Annotated in this window: 1 rRNA gene and 1 other annotated feature (1 of these 2 only partly in view); the gene reads left to right on the top strand. The window is 54.8% G+C overall.

Features of this window, described 5'->3' with window-relative positions:
• Positions 1 to 2,815 (top strand) — a sequence feature (most likely nonfunctional fraction of RNA operon) (it extends 1,662 nt beyond the left edge of the window).
• Between the two features lie 159 nt (positions 2,816 to 2,974).
• Positions 2,975 to 3,091 (top strand): 5S ribosomal RNA (gene rrf, locus ACIOSR_RS15400).
• Positions 3,092 to 3,126 lie beyond the last annotated feature (35 nt).

Raw genomic sequence — 3,126 nt, 5'->3', positions numbered from 1 at the left:
GGTCGGGGTTGTGGGACCCGTTGTCCTGTTCTGCCGGACAGGAACAGTTACAGCGCAGTATAGGCGAACAGCTTTGAATGGCTGGTCATAGAGGGTGCGAACCCCGTAGCCGAAATGCTGGCGCTGGCTGAATGGGGATCCCAAGTAGCTCGGGGCCCGAGAAATCCCGTGTGAATCTGTCAGGACCACCTGATAAGCCTAAATACTCCCAGATGACCGATAGCGGACAAGTACCGTGAGGGAAAGGTGAAAAGTACCCCGGGAGGGGAGTGAAATAGTACCTGAAACCGTTTGCTTACAAACCGTTGGAGCCTCCTTGTAGGGGTGACAGCGTGCCTTTTGAAGAATGAGCCTGCGAGTTAGCGATATGTGGCGAGGTTAACCCGTGTGGGGTAGCCGTAGCGAAAGCGAGTCTTAATAGGGCGATCCAGTCGCATGTCCTAGACCCGAAGCGAAGTGATCTATCCATGGCCAGGTTGAAGCGACGGTAAGACGTCGTGGAGGACCGAACCCACTTAGGTTGAAAACTGAGGGGATGAGCTGTGGATAGGGGTGAAAGGCCAATCAAACTTCGTGATAGCTGGTTCTCTCCGAAATGCATTTAGGTGCAGCGTTGCGTGTTTCTTGCCGGAGGTAGAGCTACTGGATGGCCGATGGGGCCCAAAAGCTTACTGACGTCAGCCAAACTCCGAATGCCGGTAAGTGAGAGCGCAGCAGTGAGACGGTGGGGGATAAGCTTCATCGTCGAGAGGGAAACAACCCAGACTACCAACTAAGGTCCCTAAGCGTGTGCTAAGTGGGAAAGGATGTGGAGTTGCATAGACAACCAGGAGGTTGGCTTAGAAGCAGCCACCCTTGAAAGAGTGCGTAATAGCTCACTGGTCAAGTGATTCCGCGCCGACAATGTAACGGGGCTCAAGCACACCACCGAAGTTGTAGATTTCGTATTATAGACAAGCCTTCGTGGTTCAGTCGTACGGAGTGGTAGGAGAGCGTCGTGTGGCCAGTGAAGCGGCGGTGTAAACCAGCCGTGGAGGCCACACGAGTGAGAATGCAGGCATGAGTAGCGAAAGACGGGTGAGAAACCCGTCCTCCGAAAGACCAAGGGTTCCAGGGCCAGGTTAATCCGCCCTGGGTAAGTCGGGACCTAAGGCGAGGCCGACAGGCGTAGTCGATGGACAACGGGTTGATATTCCCGTACCGGCGAAGAACCGCCCAAGCTAATCCAGTGGTGCTAAGAGTCCTAACCCGGCTGAGTGGATCCCTTCGGGGTGATGCCGGCCGGTCTAACGCTCGACCCCATGCTGGTGCGGTTAACGTATTAACAGGTGTGACGCAGGAAGGTAGCTGAGCCAGGCGATGGTATCCGTAAGGTGAACCTGGTGTAAGGATGTAGGGCTGACGATAGGCAAATCCGTCGTCAATGCGCCTGAGATCCGATGCGTACCCCGATTGGGGGAAATCAGTGATCCTATGCTGCCGAGAAAAGCATCGACGTGAGGTTCAAGCCGCCCGTACCCCAAACCGACTCAGGTGGTCAGGTAGAGAATACCAAGGAGATCGAGAGAATCGTGGTTAAGGAACTCGGCAAAATGCCCCCGTAACTTCGGGAGAAGGGGGGCCGGAACCGTGATGGGATTTACTCCCGGAGCGGGAAAGGCCGCAGAGACCAGTGGGAAGCGACTGTTTACTAAAAACACAGGTCCGTGCCAAGTCGCAAGACGATGTATACGGACTGACGCCTGCCCGGTGCTGGAAGGTTAAGAGGAAGGGTTAGCGCAAGCGAAGCTCAGAATTTAAGCCCCAGTAAACGGCGGTGGTAACTATAACCATCCTAAGGTAGCGAAATTCCTTGTCGGGTAAGTTCCGACCTGCACGAATGGCGTAACGACTTCCCAGCTGTCTCAACCGCGAACTCGGCGAAATTGCACTACGAGTAAAGATGCTCGTTACGCGCAGCAGGACGGAAAGACCCCGTGACCTTTACTACAGCTTGGTATTGGTGTTCGGAGTGGCTTGTGTAGGATAGGTGGGAGACTGTGAAGCTTGGACGCTAGTTCAGGTGGAGTCATTGTTGAAATACCACTCTGGTCACTTTGGATATCTAACTACGAACCGTGATCCGGTTCTGGGACAGTGCCTGGTGGGTAGTTTAACTGGGGCGGTTGCCTCCCAAAAAGTAACGGAGGCGCCCAAAGGTTCCCTCAACCTGGTTGGCAATCAGGTGTCGAGTGTAAGTGCACAAGGGAGCTTGACTGTGAGACTGACAAGTCGAGCAGGGACGAAAGTCGGGACTAGTGATCCGGCAGTGGCTTGTGGAAGCGCTGTCGCTCAACGGATAAAAGGTACCTCGGGGATAACAGGCTGATCTTGCCCAAGAGTCCATATCGACGGCATGGTTTGGCACCTCGATGTCGGCTCGTCGCATCCTGGGGCTGGAGTAGGTCCCAAGGGTTGGGCTGTTCGCCCATTAAAGCGGTACGCGAGCTGGGTTTAGAACGTCGTGAGACAGTTCGGTCCCTATCCGCTGCGCGCGTAGGAAATTTGAGAAGATCTATCCCTAGTACGAGAGGACCGGGATGGACGAACCTCTGGTGTGTCAGTTGTCCTGCCAAGGGCACCGCTGATTAGCTACGTTCGGAACGGATAACCGCTGAAAGCATCTAAGCGGGAAGCCGGCTTCGAGATGAGATTTCCATACCCTTAGGGGTGAGAGGCTCCCAGCTAGACTACTGGGTTGATAGGCCGGATGTGGAAGTGGGGACTAACGACCCATGGAGCTGACCGGTACTAATAAGCCGATAACTTGACAACACTCCCTCCCTGTAGAGGTGGGGGAAAGCTGCTTGCGTCCACTATGTGGTTCCCGAAATACGGTCGGGAACAACTCAACAGACAAGTCGCCACATCTGTAACGGATGGGGTGCATGGTCTGAAACAGACTTCACCACCAGTGATGGTGTGTGGTAAATGTTTCGGCGGCCATAGCGAGAGGGAAACGCCCGGTCACATTCCGAACCCGGAAGCTAAGACTCTCAGCGCCGATGGTACTGCAAGGGGGACCTTGTGGGAGAGTAGGACACCGCCGGACTCCTTTTAGTGCGAACAGCACACGAAACACCAGAA

This window comes from Frigoribacterium sp. NPDC087798 (assembly GCF_044742985.1).
In the GTDB taxonomy this organism is placed as follows: Bacteria; Actinomycetota; Actinomycetes; order Actinomycetales; family Microbacteriaceae; genus Frigoribacterium.
Note: the sequence above shows the minus strand (reverse complement) of the source record. Positions and strands in the feature narration are given on the sequence as shown.